Origin of the sequence: Limnohabitans sp. WS1 (assembly GCF_003063265.1) — a bacterium.
Taxonomy (GTDB): domain Bacteria; phylum Pseudomonadota; class Gammaproteobacteria; order Burkholderiales; family Burkholderiaceae_C; genus Limnohabitans_A.
Map to the genome: position 1 here is coordinate 204531 of NZ_NERU01000004.1, position 13472 is coordinate 218002.

Below are 13472 nucleotides of genomic sequence, written 5' to 3' on the forward strand. Positions count from 1 at the left end.
CAGCCCCATGAAACTTTGCGGATTTGACGTTGGCCTGAACCAGCCCTTCTTTTTGATCGCAGGCACCTGCTCCATCGAAGGCCTGGAGATGTCCATCGAGGTGGCGGGCCGTCTGAAAGAGGCCTGCTCGGCGCTGGGCATTCCCCTCATCTACAAAGGTTCGTTCGACAAAGCCAACCGCTCCTCGGGCAGCACCCAACGCGGCGTTGGCATGGATGCAGGTCTGAAAATTCTGGATGAAGTGCGCCGCCAAATCGGCGTGCCGATCCTCACCGATGTGCACGACGAGTCGCAGGTCAAAACCGTGGCCAGCGTGGTCGACGTGCTGCAGACCCCCGCCTTTTTGTGCCGCCAGACCGATTTCATCCGAGCCGTGGCCCAGTCGGGCAAGCCGGTGAACATCAAAAAGGGGCAGTTCTTGGCCCCTTGGGACATGAAAAACGTCATCGACAAAGCCCGCAGCGCAGCACGTGAAGTCGGTCTGCCCGAAGACAACTTCCTGGCCTGCGAGCGTGGTGTGAGCTTTGGCTACAACAACCTGGTGGCCGACATGACCAGCCTGGCTGAAATGCGCAAAACCGGCGCCCCGGTGGTGTTTGACGTGACCCACTCGGTGCAAAAGCCGGGCGGTCAAGGCACCAGCAGCGGTGGCGCACGCGAGATGGTGCCGGTACTGGCCCGTGCAGGCGTGGCTGCAGGCGTGGCGGGTCTCTTCATGGAAACCCATCCCAAGCCCGTCGAGGCCTGGTCCGACGGCCCCAACGCTGTGCCGCTGGGCAAAATGAAGGCATTGCTGGAGACGCTGGTACAGCTCGATTCCGTGACCAAAAAGAACCCGTTTTTAGAGGAAGATTTCGCATGAGCGGCTATATCATCGCCCACGTTCAGGTGACCAACCCCACCCAATACGAAGAGTACAAAAAATGGTCAACCGCTGCCATGAAAACCGCAGGCGCTGAAGTCTGCGTGCGCGGCGGCCAGGTGCAAGTGCTCGAAGGTGACTGGGCACCAGAGCGCATCGTCATCCTGAAATTTCCGTCTTTTGACGCTGCCAAGGCCTTTTACGAACTGCCCGAATACCTCAAAGCCCGTGAAGCCCGTGAAGGTGCTGCCATCATGCGCATGGTGGCTGTGGAAGGCGTTTGAATTTTTGCCTGGTTTATCCGTTTTATTTTTACTTTTTGAGAGAGTCCCCCAATGAGTGCAATCGTTGATATCGTCGGCCGTGAAATTTTGGACAGCCGTGGCAACCCCACCGTCGAATGCGACGTGCTGCTGGAATCGGGCGTCATGGGCCGCGCCGCTGTGCCGTCCGGCGCATCGACCGGCAGCCGCGAAGCCATCGAATTGCGTGACGGTGACAAGAGCCGGTATCTGGGCAAAGGCGTGCTCAAAGCCGTCGAGCACATCAACACCGAAATCTCCGAAGCCGTGTTGGGCCTCGATGCCTCCGAGCAGGCCTTTTTGGACCGCACCCTGATCGACCTGGACGGCACCGATAACAAGAGCCGCCTGGGTGCCAACGCCATGCTGGCCGTGTCCATGGCCGTGGCCCGTGCTGCGGCCGAAGAGTCTGGCTTGCCCCTGTACCGCTACTTTGGCGGCATGAACTGCAACCAGCTGCCTGTGCCCATGATGAACGTCATCAACGGCGGCGCTCACGCCAACAACAACCTGGACCTGCAAGAGTTCATGATCATCCCCGTGGGTGCGCCGTCTTTTCGCGAAGCCGTTCGCTGGGGCGCTGAAGTGTTCCATGCCCTGAAGAAAATCATCCACGACAAAGGCATGAGCATTGCCGTGGGCGACGAAGGCGGCTTTGCCCCCAACGTGGACAGCCACGAAGCGGCCATCCAGATGGTGCTCGACGCGATTGCTGCAGCGGGTTACACCGCTGGCGAGCAAATCGCCATTGGCCTGGACTGCGCGGCCAGCGAGTTTTACAAGGACGGCAAGTACGTGCTCGAAGGTGAAGGCGGCATCAGCCTGACATCCGAGCAGTGGACCGACATGCTGGCCACCTGGTGTGACAAGTACCCGATCATCAGCATCGAAGACGGCATGGCCGAAAGCGACTGGGATGGCTGGAAAGTGCTGACCGACCGCTTGGCCAAAAACGTGCAGATCGTGGGTGACGACCTGTTCGTGACCAACACCAAGATCTTCAAAGAAGGCATCGACAAGGGCATCGCCAACTCGATCCTGATCAAGATCAACCAGATCGGCACACTGACCGAAACCTTTGAAGCCATCGAGATGGCCAAACGCGCCGGTTACACCGCTGTCATCTCGCATCGTTCGGGTGAAACCGAAGACAGCACCATTGCCGACATCGCCGTGGGCCTGAACGCCGGCCAGATCAAGACCGGATCGATGAGCCGCTCGGACCGCATGGCCAAGTACAACCAGCTGCTGCGCATCGAAGAAGACCTGGGCGAAGTGGCCGTGTACCCTGGCCGCAGCGCCTTCTACAACTTGCGCTGAACGATCGAGCATGGGCAAGCGCCTGTTACCCGTTGTGCTGATCGCCTTGTTGTTGATCATGCAAGTACAGCTGTGGTTCGGGCGCGGTAGTTTGACCCATGTCTCGGAACTGCGTGAGGAGTTGGAACAACAAAAGCAATCCAACGAAGACGCTCGCCGCAAAATCGAACAACTCAGCGCCGAAGTGAATGATCTGAAAGAGGGTTTGAACATGGTCGAAGAGCGGGCCCGAAGTGAACTGGGCATGGTCAAGCCCAACGAAATTCTGGTCCAGCTGGCCAAATGATGTCTGCCACCGAGCTCATCGGTTTCGTCTTGGGTTTGATGATGGTCCTGTGCAGCATCCGTGAACTGCATTGGAGCTGGCCACTGGCCATCCTCAGCTCGCTGATCTACTTTTTTGTGTTCAAGGACAGCCTGCTGTATGGCGAAGCTGGCCTGCAAATCGTTTTTGCAGCTCTCGCGCTCTGGGGCTGGTGGCAGTGGCTGCGCAAAGGTGCGGATACGCAACCGGCCCTTGTGATCCAGCGGCTGTCGACGCGAGGCTGGCTGTGGTTGGTGCTGGTGAGCGGATTACTTTGGCCCACACTGGCCCTGCTGCTGCAACACTTCACCGACAGCGATGTGGCCTGGTGGGACGCCTTGTCCACAGCCCTGAGCCTGGTGGGCCAAGCCCTGCTGGGGCGCAAATACATCGAAAACTGGCTGGTCTGGATGGTCGTCAACATCATCAGTGTGGCGCTGTTTGCTCACAAAGGTCTGTGGCTGACTTGCGTGTTGTATGCGCTGTTCACACTCATGAGCGTGTGGGGTTGGCGCGTTTGGCAAGCCCGGCTCAAGGCAGCGCATCCATGAATGCCAGGCGCATTGCCATTGTCGGTGCCGAAAGCACCGGCAAATCCTGGCTGACGCAAGCATTGACCGAAGTGTTGCGCATGCGAGGACAAACAGTGCACACCGTGGATGAAGTCTTGCGCAGCTGGTGCGCCCGTGAAGGCCGCACACCCCAGCCCCATGAGCAAGCGGGCATTGCGCACACACAAGCCCAGGCCGTGGACCAGGCACCGCCGGGCTGGGTCATTTCAGACACCACGCCCCTGATGACCGCCGTCTACAGCCACATGTTGTTTGCAGACGAGAGCCTCTACCCCATGGCTTTGGCGCATCAGGCCCTGTACGACCACACCCTGATCACCGGCCTGGATTTGCCGTGGGTGGCCGATGGCCTGCAGCGCGATGGCCCGCATGTGCGCGGCCCGGTGGACACCCTGGTGCGCCAGGCACTGGAGCGGGCAGGCATCGGCTACCGCGTGGTTTACGGACAAGGCCACCAACGCCTCAGCAACGCTCTACTGGCCCTGGACCTGCCAGGCGAAGACGAAGCCGCCCGCTTGGCCCGTGAAAACGCGCAATTTGCCATCAACCAGGGCCGCACGGTGTGGCAGTGCAATGAATGCAGCGACCCCGAGTGCGAGCACAAGCTGTTCACCGGGCTGCTGGCCAAGCGGTCAACTTGACCCTACAGGTCGGCGCCATCGGCCTCGACCGATCCCCTGTAGGTCGGCGGCTTCAGCCCCGACATGAGACCTGCACCCAAGAGATCAATGTCGAAGCTGAAACTACCAATCTACAAAACCCTGTATTGGTAGGTCGGCGGCTTCAGCCCCGACATGAGCGCTGCGCAGAAGAGAGCTTTGTGGGCGCAGGAGCTGCCAACCTGCGAAACTATCAGTGCACCGAGCCGCCCGGCACATCGGCAGGCAAGCCTGTAAACAAGCCAGCCGCATCGACCGGATCAAACCGGTACTGCGCACCACAAAAGTCGCAGCCCACTTCCACTTGACCCTGTTCGGCGATGATGCCTTCGACCTCTTCGGTGCCCAAGCTGCGGATCATGTTGCCCACGCGCTCGCGGTTGCAGCGGCAGGCAAAGCGCGGACCCGTCTCGCCGATGAAGGGCTCAAAACGGGCTAGGGGTTCCTCCCAATACAGGCGGTGCAGAATGGTTTCGGCGTCCAGCCCCAGCAGCTCTTCGCGCTTGAGGCTTTTGGTCAGGATCGAAATGCGGCTGAAGTCTTCACTTTGACCGAGCACCGACTCGCGCAGGAGGGAGTCGGTCTTGCCCGCCAAGTTGCCCTCACCTTCGATGGGCAGGCGTTGGATCAACAAACCCGCCGCCACCCTATCGTCGGCCGCCAGCACCAGCACGGTGTCCAGTTGCTCGGACTGCAGCATGTAGTGCTCCAGAACCTCGCTGATGTTTTCGAGCTTTTCACCCCGGTCACCAAACAAGGGCACCACGCCTTGGTAAGGCTGCTGGCCCGGTAAACGGTCTTGCGGGTCGAGCGTGATCGCGCAGCGGCCTTCATTGTTCACGTTCACCATCTGGCTCAGGGTGGCGTTGTCGGCCACCTTGCCCACTTGGGTGCAGGTGGCGCGCAGGCTCAAATCCGGTTGAACCTCCACAACGCCGATCTTGACCGGGCCGTCGCCAAAAATCTGCAGCACCAACGCGCCGTTGAACTTGATGTTGCCCTGCATCAGCACGCCTGCTGCGGCCATTTCGCCCAGCAACTGGCGCACGGGCGCGGGGTAGGCACCGGTTTCGGAGTTGGCGGCGCGGCGCGCCAGGATGTCTTGCCAAGCGTCGGTCAGGCGCACCAGCATGCCGCGCACCGGCAGGCCTTCGAAAATGAATTTATGGAGTTCGGACAAAGTGCATTCAACAGCCCCGTGGGGCCGATCCTCAAAAGTTAAAAAGCGTTTGGACTGGCCAAAAAATCAGCCAAAGTGTCAGCTGATTTTTTTCAGGCCCGCCTTGAAGCGGCGAGCGTTCTCAACGTAATGTTTGGCGCTTTGGCGCAGGCCTTCGATCTGCTCGGGGCTGAGTTCGCGCACCACCTTGGCGGGCGTGCCCATGATCATGGAGCCATCGGGAAATTCCTTGCCCTCGGTCACCAGAGAGCCGGCTCCCACCAGGCAGTTCTTGCCAATCTTGGCACCGTTGAGCACCACCGCGCCAATGCCGATCAGCGACTCGTCGCCAATCGTGCAGCCGTGCAGCATGACCATGTGGCCCACCGTGACGTGCTTGCCGACCTTGATCGGCTTGCCGTGGTCGGCGTGCATGACGCTACCGTCCTGGATGTTGCTGCCCTCGCCAATCTCAATCGTCTCGGTGTCACCGCGCACGGTCACGCCAAACCAGACACTGGCGTCGGCCGCGATTTTGACCGCGCCCATGACCTGCGCGTTATCGGCCACCCAGGCGGTCTCGGCGAGTTCGGGGGTTTGATCATCCAGTTGGTAAATGGCCATGGCGGTCTCCTGTCGGTTGGGTTTTCTTGAAAACCTACAATTGTAGGGAAGCCCACACCCTGCCGTGGGCGCTGCCAGCGATCACCATGCACACCCTGCGCTCCGCCGCCCTGATCCCTTGGGCACAAACCGACCCGAACCTGAAGGCCCAAGCCACTTTGGCACTGGACCTGAGCCTGCCAGTGGGCGAGCTCGACAGCCTGAGCGCCCCCACTGCTGGCCCCGGCCGCGCCGCCCGCCCGCTGCTGGTGCCACACACCCAGCTCAAAGCCAAATCCATGGCCACGCCCGAAGGTCGGGCCATGCTGGTGCACTCGATTGCGCACATCGAGCTCAACGCCATCGACCTGGCGCTCGACGTGGTCTGGCGCTTTGCAGGCATGCCAGAGGCTTTTTACACCGACTGGGTGCGCATCGCCCAGGAAGAGGCCAAACACTTCAGCTTGCTGCGCCAGCATTTGCTGGACATGGGTTTTGACTACGGCGACTTTCCCGCCCACAACACCTTGTGGGACATGGCCGAGCGCACCCAGGGTGACATCCTGGCCCGCATCGGCATCGTGCCGCGCACCATGGAGGCGCGGGGCCTGGACGCCTCACCGGGCGTGAAAAACAAGCTGGTCAGTGTGGGCGACCACCGCGCGGGCGAGATCCTGGACATCATTTTGGAAGAAGAAATCGGCCATGTGGCCGCAGGCAACCGTTGGTACCGGTATTTGTGTTCGCAACGCGGTCTGGACCCGGTCAGCACCTATGCCGAGCTGATCGCCCAATACGACGCGCCCAAACTGCGCCCCCCCTTCAACCTGGCGGCCAGGCGACTGGCGGGGTTTGAAGAGGCTGAATTGGCGGCACTGAGCTGACACCTTTGCATGGCAAACATCTGACCGAGGGTCTTGAACCACAGGTCCAAGACCTGCCAACGCCAAAGATGGGGCCTTTAAAAAGCCAATGTCTTCACGCCAGCTGAGGTGCCCAGCAAACACACTTGCGCTTTTTGCACCGCAAACACCCCCACCGTCACCACACCCGGCCACTGGCTGACGGTGTTCTCAAACGCCACCGGGTCGGTGATCTTCAAGCCCTTCACGTCCACAATGTGCTGGCCGTTGTCGGTCACGAGCGGCTGGCCATCTTTCTGGCGAACCGCCGCACTGCCGCCCATGGCCGCGAACTGGCGCATGACCCGGGCGGTGGCCATGGGGATCACTTCAACGGGCAATGGAAAAGCGCCCAGCGCATCCACCAACTTGCTCTCGTCGGCAATGCAGACAAACTGTTGGCTCTGGGCCGCCACGATTTTTTCGCGGGTGAGCGCCGCGCCGCCACCCTTGACCATGTGGCCTTGGTGGTCGATCTCGTCGGCACCGTCAATGTAGACCGACAGGCGCTCGACCTCGTTGCAGTCAAACACCGGGATGCCCAAGGCCTTCAGGCGCAGGGTGGAGGCTTCGGAACTGGACACCGCGCCCTTGATTTGGTCTTTCATGGTGGCCAACGCGTCGATGAATTTGTTCACCGTAGAGCCCGTGCCCACGCCGACGATCTCGCCGGGAACAACGTATTTCAGGGCAGCTTGGCCCACCAGGGCTTTGAGTTCGTCTTGGGTCATGAAAGGGGCTCGGTTGGAAAGTCAAAAAGGCAGGCCGGGGTTTGCGACAATCGGAGCAACCGATCCCCACGCAGCGCTCCTGCACCAGCCCGGAATTATCCAATGTCCCTGATCCCTTATTGCCTGACCCGCCCTGTTTTGTTCAGGATGGACCCCGAAGAGGCCCACGAGCTGACCATCGAAGGCCTGGCCCGCACCCAAAACACCCCGCTTGACCACCTTTACCGCCAACCTTTTGTGGCGCAGCCCATCACGCTGGCGGGTCTGCATTTCCCGAACCGCGTGGGCTTGGCCGCAGGTCTGGACAAAAACGCCCGCTGCATCGACGGTCTGGGTGCCATGGGTTTTGGCTTTGTCGAAGTGGGCACCGTCACGCCCAAGGCGCAGCCGGGCAACCCCAAGCCCCGCATGTTTCGCCTGCCCGAAGCCAACGCGCTGATCAACCGCCTAGGCTTTAACAACGACGGGCTCGACGCCTTCATCGCCAACGTCAAGCGCTCCAAGTTCCGCCAGCAAGGTCGCCTCTTGGGCCTGAACATCGGCAAGAACGCTGCCACCCCCATTGAAAACGCCACCGACGATTACCTCGTCGCCTTGGCAGGTGTGTACCCGCATGCCGACTACGTGACGGTGAACATCTCCAGCCCCAACACCAAGAACCTGCGTGCCCTGCAAAGCGATGAAGCTCTGGATGGCTTGCTGGGCGCACTGGTGGCGCGGCGCAAAGAACTGGCCGCCGAGCACGGCCGCCGCGTGCCCATGTTCCTCAAAATCGCGCCCGATCTGGACGAAACCCAAGTGGGCGTCATCGCCGCCACCTTGCAAAAGCACGGCATGGACGGCGTGATTGCCACCAACACCACGCTGGCGCGTGACGCCGTGAGCGGCTTGGCGCACGCCGAAGAAATGGGTGGCCTGTCGGGCTCGCCCGTGCTGGAAGGCAGCAACCGAGTCATTCGCGGGCTGCGCGCCGCCTTGGGCAAAGACTTCCCCATCATCGGCGTGGGCGGCATCCTGAGTGGGCACGATGCGATCTCCAAAATAGAAGCAGGGGCCGACGTGGTGCAGATTTACACCGGGCTCATTTACAAAGGCCCGGCACTGGTCACTGAAGTGGCGAGTGCGCTGCAGCAGATGAAGCGCTGAGCCCTAACGATCCCTTCGCGAGTTGTCACGACTGCGCCGGATGCTCAGCCAGATAACACCTCAAGGCCTGGTTGATGCGCGTTTGCCAGCCTTGTCCTTGAGCGCGAAACGCCTCCAGGATGTCCTTGTCTAAGCGAATGGCCACCTGCTCCTTGACGCCACTGCCCGCTGGCCTGCCGCGTTTGCGGGCCAACGCCAGACCGTGCGCCAACTCTTCAGTCGTTGCGGGCCGTTCGTCCTCATCCTGGCCATCCCACACATAAGGGGCCTCACGCTCGCTGACCTTCAAAGCCTTGATCACGTCTTTACGGCTCATCGCATTCGTTTTCGATCCAGACAAGGTAAGCCTCTCTTTCTTCACGGCTGGCACGGCGGAAACTGATGATTCGGAAAGACCCATCACGAGCCATGTGTACCACCGTCAAAACAGCCAAAAATCCCATGGCATACGACATGGACAAGGTTCGCGGCTCTGCGCCGCGGACCACTGGTATGTCCAGCCGGTAACGGGAATCCAGAACAGCCCCAGCCAGGGCAAAGTCCAGCCCATGCTTGCGCAGGTTGATTTGCCTCTTAGCTTCATCCCAACTCAGCTTGGCATCCATTGAATTAATGTAGATGCAAATAATAAAACCGTCAAGACCCACTGCCTGACAGAAATAAACGGGGGTGCGGCAGCTGAGCGCCTTCAGTCCTTGAAGTACACCAGCTGGTGCGTGCTCGCCAGCAGCTGGCCTTCGGGACTCCAGAGTTCGCCGGTCTGGTCAAAGTAGCCGTGGCGGTAGTTGAGTGCCTTGGCCACGCCCAACACATGGCGCGTGCCGACTTGCGCCAGCAAGGCGCTGTCGGCATGGAAATAGGTGGTGAGGGACACCGTGCCAATCAGGGCGCGGCGGCGGCGACGGACATAGATGCGCGGGAAAAAGCTGTCGCTCAAGGCCGCCAAAGAAGCAAAGTCCAGCGCCCGTTCGGGCTCGTCGCGTACCCACAGGGTCGAGCGCGAATGGGCTTGTTCCTGCTCGTCAAAGGCCGAGGGGAAAGCGCCTTCGACAAAGCGCATGTCGTAGCGCTGTGGCCAGGCCGGCATGCCTTTCACGGGCATGCGGGGCACAGCATCGGGTGGGGGCACGTTGACAGGCATCACGGCCTCCACATCCGACCAGGTTTCGCGACGCACAGCAAACACTGCTGTGGCGGTGGCCACCACGCCTTCTGTGTCATTTTGGGTCTGATGGGCTTCGATGATCCAGTGCTGGGTCGATCGGTTGGTGCGCACGGGACGCGCCACAAAACGGATCTCGCCATCGGCCACCGGGGCCGCAAAGTTGACCGTCAGGGCCACGGGTTCGCCCAAGCGCTCGGGGTGCAGCAGGGCCGATTGCAACAACTGCGCCGAGGTGGTGCCGCCAAAAGGCCCAATCATGTTGGCGTAGGCCGGATGGGTCACGCCCGTGAATTGGTGGGGCGCGGTGGGGCTCAGGTCAATGGCTTCGTCAAATGGGTGCATGGACAAGATGTTAGAGGCTGCCATGCGAGCCGCGCTGTCTCGCTTGAGGCACCAGTGCAAAGCCTTGACCAGGCTGACCTGCACGCAAAGGTGTTACCGAGTGTTTATAGAGTCATAAATAGCTCTTATTCGGCTTAGACTGAATACAGCCAACATCCGTTGGCAAACAACTCTATCGGAGCTCATCATGAAAAAATACGGTGCCGAATTTTTCGGAACATTCTGGCTGGTCTTGGGCGGCTGCGGCAGCGCCGTGCTTGCGGCTGCATTCCCTCAATTGGGAATCGGCTTTTTAGGCGTTTCGCTGGCCTTTGGCCTCACGGTCCTGACCATGGCCTTTGCCATCGGTCACATTTCGGGCTGTCACCTGAACCCGGCGGTCTCGATTGGCCTGTGGGCCGGTGGTCGCTTCCCTGCAAAAGACCTGGCACCTTACATCGTGTCCCAAGTGCTCGGCGGCATTGCCGCAGGTGGCGTGCTGTACCTGATCGCGAGCGGCAAGGCGGGCTTCGACGTTGCTGGCGGCTTTGCCTCCAACGGGTTTGGAGAGCATTCACCCGGCGGCTACAGCATGGTGGCGGCCCTGTTGACCGAAGTGGTCATGACCATGATGTTCCTCTTGGTGATTCTGGGTTCGACCGACAAGCGCGCACCGCAAGGCCTGGCACCGATCGCCATCGGTTTGTGCTTGACCCTGATCCACCTGATCAGCATTCCGGTCACCAACACATCCGTCAACCCTGCCCGCAGCACCGGTGTGGCCGTGTTTGTGGGTGACTGGGCTGTATCACAACTGTGGCTGTTCTGGCTGGCACCCATTGCAGGTGCCGTTTTGGGTGCGCTGGTGTACCGCCTGATTGGCTCAGAGGAAAACTGATCTTCGCGCATTTGCGCAAGATCACACACAAGGCCATGCCCATGCATGGCCTTTTTCATTCAAAGCAAAGCGGTCACTTGCGCTGCGATTGCCAAAGAACTGGTCAGGCCGGGCGACTCGATGCCCAGCAGGTTCACCAGACCCGGCACTCCATGCTCGGCGGGGCCTTGGATCATGAAGTCGGCTGCTGCGTCGTGCGGTGCGTTGATCTTGGGGCGAATGCCCGCATAACCCGCCTGTAAAGCGCCATCGGCCAAACCCGGCCAATATTTGCGCACCTCGGCATAAAAGGCATCGCCTCGGTGCGGATCGACTTGCAGATCGGCGGGGTCTTCTACCCATTGCACGTCTGGGCCGAACTTGGCCTGGCCACCCAGGTCAAGCGTGAGGTGCACGCCCAAACCAGCTTTTTCGGGCACGGGGTAAATCAGGCGGGAGAACGGGGCCTTGCCAGAGAGCGTGAAATAGTTGCCTTTGGCGTAATGGGCTTGGGGCAACAGACTTTTGTCCAGCCCGTCCATGCGCTCGGCCAGCGCCACGGCGCTCAATCCTGCAGCATTGACCAGCACTTTGCACGCCAGCTCGGTGCCGTCTTGTGTGGTCACACGAATCGGATGTGTGGCGGTGCCCTGCCGCACGCCAATGTGCTGCACAGGCGAGACCAGCGCCAGCAAACCACCTGCGTTTTCCATGTCGCCTTGCAAGGCAAGCATGTAGCCGTGACTGTCAATCACCCCTGTACTGGGCGAGAGCAGCGCCGCTTCACAAGACAGCGCAGGCTCCAGCGCCTGGGCCTGCGCAGCCGTGAGTTTTTGCAAATCGTGCACACCGTTGGCGGCGGCCTTGGCCATGATGCCGTCCAGCGCCAGCACTTGCTCGGAGCTTGTCGCCACGATCAGCTTGCCCAACCGCCGATGAGCCACACCGCGCTCAGCGCAATAGGCGTAAAGCATTTCCTTACCTTGCACACACAGCCGCGCCTTGAGCGAGCCCGCCGGGTAATAAATGCCCGCATGGATGACCTCGCTGTTGCGCGAGCTGGTGCCCGTGCCGATGGCGTTTTCCGATTCGAGCACCAGCACCTCGCGGCCCGAGAGCGCGAGCGCCCGCCCCACAGCCAGGCCGACCACGCCGGCCCCAATCACAACAGCATCAACTTGTTCCATGGGCAGCATTGTGGCTCAGTCTGACAAGCCTTGAGGCCAGGATTGGGGGCTTTGTGGGAACGGCGCCCTCGCCACGATAGGCCGCTCGCAGACCACAAGCCATCGCCCCGAGGGCGGGGCTCCCACACAATGCAGACATTCCCCTTGTAGGAGCGACACCCTCGTCGCGATAAGCCTCGCAGACCACCACCCCCATCGCCCCGGGGGCGGGGCTCCTACAAAATGCAGACATTCCCCTTGTAGGAGCGACGCCCTCGTCGCGATAAGCCTCGCAGACCACAAGCCATCGCCCTGAAGGTGGGGTGCCCACACAAGGCGAGGCGAGCACACAGGGTGGATAACCCTCCAAGCTGACACCCGCAAGACAGACACCAGCACCACACGCAGGCAGACTGCCAGCAATTCACACAAGGAGACCGTTTCATGTCACTGTTCAATCTCACAGGCAAAGTCGCCGTCGTCACGGGCTCTAGCCGGGGCATTGGTCGCTCGATTGCACACCAGCTGGCCAAGCAAGGCGCCAAAGTAGTGGTGTCCAGCCGCAAGCAAGACGCCTGCGAAGTGGTGGTCAAGGAAATTCAGGCCGCAGGGGGCGAGGCGATGGCGATTGCCGCGAGCATCTCCAGCAAAGAGCAATTGCAAAACCTGATTGATCAAACCCGCCAAGCTTGGGGCCCGATCGACATCTTGGTCTGCAATGCGGCCACCAACCCCTATTACGGCCCGACCACCGGCATGAGCGACGAGGTGTTCGACAAGGTCATGCGCAACAACGTGTTGTCCAACACCTGGCTGTGCACCATGGTCTACCCGGACATGAGAGCCAAGAAGGACGGTTCCATCGTCATCGTGTCGTCGATCGGCGGCCTGCACGGCTCGGCCATCATCGGGGCTTACAACATTTCCAAGGCGGCCGACATGCAGCTGGCGCGCAATTTGGCGGTGGAATGGGGTCCTGACAATATCCGCGTGAACTGCATCGCGCCGGGCCTGATCAAGACCGACTTTGCCAAGGCTCTGCACGAGGACCCGGTGCTGAGCGCCAAGTACAACAACGAAACGCCACTTCGACGCATGGGCGAGCCCGACGACATTGGCGGTGTGGCGGTGTTCCTGGCCAGCCCGGCTGGGCAGTACGTGACGGGGCAGACCATCGTGGCAGATGGGGGGATGATGATTCGCTGATCTGCTTGTTTGTGCGAAGTCCGCTGAGAACGGGGAGGGGCCGGGCGCCTCATGCTGGGGTACCAGAAATCGGCACCCGGCCCCTCCCCGCTCTCAGCTCAGTGGTTGATCGCAATACAGTCAAAGTGCATTTCGAAACCGGAGATTTGCCCAAGAGCCCCATTTACCTTAGGGCCA

17 protein-coding genes are annotated in these 13472 nt (G+C 60.8%); 10 read left to right on the forward strand and 7 right to left on the reverse strand.

All coding sequences use genetic code 11. From position 1 onward, the window contains the following. Positions 1-7: 7 nt before the first annotated feature. The 6 genes from kdsA to B9Z48_RS08060 are packed head-to-tail and all read left to right on the forward strand — an operon-like array spanning position 8 to position 4001. Positions 8-862, forward strand: a complete 855-nt coding sequence (gene kdsA / locus B9Z48_RS08035) for a 3-deoxy-8-phosphooctulonate synthase (protein WP_089961041.1) — start codon at positions 8-10, stop codon at positions 860-862. After that, positions 859-1146 (forward strand): DUF1330 domain-containing protein, encoded by a 288-nt coding sequence (locus B9Z48_RS08040; protein WP_089961045.1) that lies wholly within the window; start codon positions 859-861, stop codon positions 1144-1146. The genes kdsA and B9Z48_RS08040 overlap by 4 nt, the downstream gene beginning before the upstream one ends. 51 nt (positions 1147-1197) lie before the next feature. Continuing rightward, positions 1198-2484, forward strand: coding sequence for a phosphopyruvate hydratase (gene eno, locus B9Z48_RS08045; protein ID WP_089961048.1), 1287 nt, complete (start codon positions 1198-1200; stop codon positions 2482-2484). A 10-nt stretch (positions 2485-2494) separates the two neighbouring features. Further along, positions 2495-2770, forward strand: coding sequence for a cell division protein FtsB (gene ftsB, locus B9Z48_RS08050; RefSeq protein ID WP_089961051.1), 276 nt, complete (start codon positions 2495-2497; stop codon positions 2768-2770). Then, complete coding sequence (gene pnuC / locus B9Z48_RS08055; protein WP_089961054.1) at positions 2767-3339, forward strand: nicotinamide riboside transporter PnuC; 573 nt, start codon at positions 2767-2769, stop codon at positions 3337-3339. The genes ftsB and pnuC overlap by 4 nt, the downstream gene beginning before the upstream one ends. Next, complete coding sequence (locus B9Z48_RS08060; protein ID WP_089961057.1) at positions 3336-4001, forward strand: AAA family ATPase; 666 nt, start codon at positions 3336-3338, stop codon at positions 3999-4001. Before pnuC ends, B9Z48_RS08060 begins: the two co-directional genes overlap by 4 nt. A gap of 211 nt (positions 4002-4212) precedes the next feature. Here B9Z48_RS08060 and B9Z48_RS08065 read toward each other — a convergent pair whose 3' ends face one another. Together B9Z48_RS08065 and B9Z48_RS08070 are read right to left on the reverse strand one after the other, a co-directional pair. Then, complete coding sequence (locus B9Z48_RS08065) at positions 4213-5199, reverse strand: Hsp33 family molecular chaperone HslO (RefSeq protein WP_089961060.1); 987 nt, start codon at positions 5197-5199, stop codon at positions 4213-4215. Positions 5200-5277: 78 nt separating this feature from the next. Continuing rightward, positions 5278-5802 carry a gamma carbonic anhydrase family protein gene (locus B9Z48_RS08070; RefSeq protein ID WP_089961063.1) on the reverse strand — a complete coding sequence of 175 codons (525 nt, stop codon included), beginning with the start codon at positions 5800-5802 and terminating at the stop codon, positions 5278-5280. 86 nt (positions 5803-5888) lie between these two features. On the opposite strand from B9Z48_RS08070, the gene B9Z48_RS08075 reads away from it, so the two are divergent. Beyond that, the gene (locus tag B9Z48_RS08075; RefSeq protein WP_108377810.1) at positions 5889-6665 is read left to right on the forward strand and encodes a ferritin-like domain-containing protein; all 777 of its coding nucleotides are present in this window, start codon (positions 5889-5891) and stop codon (positions 6663-6665) included. 77 nt (positions 6666-6742) lie between these two features. On the opposite strand, the gene rpiA is transcribed toward B9Z48_RS08075, so the two are convergent. Further along, on the reverse strand, positions 6743-7414 hold the full coding sequence (rpiA, locus tag B9Z48_RS08080; RefSeq protein ID WP_108377760.1) for a ribose-5-phosphate isomerase RpiA: 672 nt from the start codon (positions 7412-7414) through the stop codon (positions 6743-6745). Positions 7415-7516: 102 nt separating this feature from the next. On the opposite strand from rpiA, the gene B9Z48_RS08085 reads away from it, so the two are divergent. Beyond that, complete coding sequence (locus B9Z48_RS08085; RefSeq protein ID WP_108377761.1) at positions 7517-8560, forward strand: quinone-dependent dihydroorotate dehydrogenase; 1044 nt, start codon at positions 7517-7519, stop codon at positions 8558-8560. A gap of 25 nt (positions 8561-8585) precedes the next feature. On the opposite strand, the gene B9Z48_RS08090 is transcribed toward B9Z48_RS08085, so the two are convergent. The 3 genes from B9Z48_RS08090 to B9Z48_RS08100 all read right to left on the reverse strand — a co-directional run bounded on the left by B9Z48_RS08090 (position 8586) and on the right by B9Z48_RS08100 (position 10091). Continuing rightward, positions 8586-8876: a BrnA antitoxin family protein gene (locus B9Z48_RS08090; RefSeq protein WP_089961071.1), complete on the reverse strand. Its 291-nt coding sequence runs from the start codon at positions 8874-8876 to the stop codon at positions 8586-8588. After that, positions 8866-9165, reverse strand: coding sequence for a BrnT family toxin (locus B9Z48_RS08095; RefSeq protein ID WP_089961075.1), 300 nt, complete (start codon positions 9163-9165; stop codon positions 8866-8868). The genes B9Z48_RS08090 and B9Z48_RS08095 overlap by 11 nt, the downstream gene beginning before the upstream one ends. 83 nt (positions 9166-9248) lie before the next feature. Then, positions 9249-10091 (reverse strand): acyl-CoA thioesterase II, encoded by an 843-nt coding sequence (locus B9Z48_RS08100; protein WP_089961178.1) that lies wholly within the window; start codon positions 10089-10091, stop codon positions 9249-9251. Between the two features lie 163 nt (positions 10092-10254). Here B9Z48_RS08100 and aqpZ point away from each other — a divergent pair, with 163 nt between their 5' ends. Next, positions 10255-10944 carry an aquaporin Z gene (gene aqpZ / locus B9Z48_RS08105; RefSeq protein ID WP_089961078.1) on the forward strand — a complete coding sequence of 230 codons (690 nt, stop codon included), beginning with the start codon at positions 10255-10257 and terminating at the stop codon, positions 10942-10944. Between the two features lie 59 nt (positions 10945-11003). Here the strand turns inward: aqpZ and B9Z48_RS08110 are convergent, their stop codons facing one another. Continuing rightward, positions 11004-12110 (reverse strand): NAD(P)/FAD-dependent oxidoreductase, encoded by a 1107-nt coding sequence (locus B9Z48_RS08110; protein ID WP_089961181.1) that lies wholly within the window; start codon positions 12108-12110, stop codon positions 11004-11006. Positions 12111-12533: 423 nt separating this feature from the next. On the opposite strand from B9Z48_RS08110, the gene B9Z48_RS08115 reads away from it, so the two are divergent. Then, positions 12534-13295: an SDR family NAD(P)-dependent oxidoreductase gene (locus B9Z48_RS08115; RefSeq protein WP_089961083.1), complete on the forward strand. Its 762-nt coding sequence runs from the start codon at positions 12534-12536 to the stop codon at positions 13293-13295. Positions 13296-13472 lie beyond the last annotated feature (177 nt).